Raw genomic sequence first — 1,151 nt, forward strand, 5'->3', positions numbered from 1 at the left:
GGTACCCCCCTGCGGGCGCGGGCGTCGCTGGAATTTACCTCGTACATCGACCCGGCCACGGCGGCACGCCAGGCCGACCAGAAGTCGCCCGACATGACGCATCGCATCGTCATCAGCGAGGGCAACAGCCTGCCGCAGATTGCACAACAGATTTATCGCTCGTCGAATTACTACATTCAAATTGCGCAGGTCAATGACCTGAACAAATTCCGCCAGCTCAAGCCCGGCTCCACCATCATCGTTCCGCCGCTGGTGCAGGGTGTTCCCGCGGCAACCGCAAGCAAAACGGCATAATATGAACAGTCCCGTCATCGGCAGCGTCATCACCTATCAGGTCAAGGCCAATGGAGCAGTGATTCCCGATACCTGCCAGATATTGTCCATCCGGGTCAAGCAGGGAATTAATCGCATTTCCGGCGCCACGCTGGTGATCCTCGACGGCGACCCGGCGCTGGAAGACTTTACCGTCAGCGCTTCCAGTACCTTCGTCCCCGGCAATACGGTAAGCATCGCTGTCGGCTATGACGCAACCAATGTGATCGTGTTCGAGGGCATCGTCATCAAACAGGCGCTGCGGGTGGAAAACGAGCATGGGCCGGTGCTGGAGGTGGAGTGCAAGGACAAGGCCATCCAGATGACGATCGGGCGCAAGAGTTGCGCCTGGAGCAAAAGCAAGGACAGCGATGCGATTTCCGCCCTGATCAGTCAGGCCGGCTTGTCGGCTTCGGTCAGTGCGACCACCACGAACATCCCGGAGCTGGTCCAATACTATGTGAGCGACTGGGACTTCATGCTCAGCCGGGCCGAGGTCAACAGCATGGTGGTCAGCACGATCAACAACAAAGTCAGCGTGTTTGATCCCACGGCCCAGACCAGTCCGGTCATGACGGCCAGCTATGGCAGCAACCTGCTGGCCTTCCATGCCGAGCTCAACGCACTGACGCAACTGGCCAAGGTGACGGCCACCGCCTGGGACTACCAGACTCAGAAACTGATCAATGCCGAAGCCGGCAACAACCTGGCCGGGCCGGGAAACCTGAGCAGCAAGACCTTGGCGGGCGTGGCCAAACTGGATAATTTCACCTTGCAGACGTCGGCGGCGCAAAGCAACGATGAATTGACCTCCTGGGCCAAGGCGCAGATGCTCAAGA

2 pseudogenes are annotated in these 1,151 nt (G+C 59.2%); both read left to right on the plus strand.

Annotated features, from left to right (window positions below):
- Positions 1-294 (plus strand): annotated as a pseudogene (locus tag I5W_RS02870) (hypothetical protein); the annotation flags it as partial.
- A 1-nt stretch (position 295) separates the two neighbouring features.
- A pseudogene (locus tag I5W_RS02875) lies at positions 296-1,151 on the plus strand (phage late control D family protein); the annotation flags it as partial.

Source organism: Herbaspirillum sp. B65 (genome assembly GCF_000333555.1).
Classification (GTDB): domain Bacteria; phylum Pseudomonadota; class Gammaproteobacteria; order Burkholderiales; family Burkholderiaceae_D; genus Herbaspirillum; species Herbaspirillum rubrisubalbicans.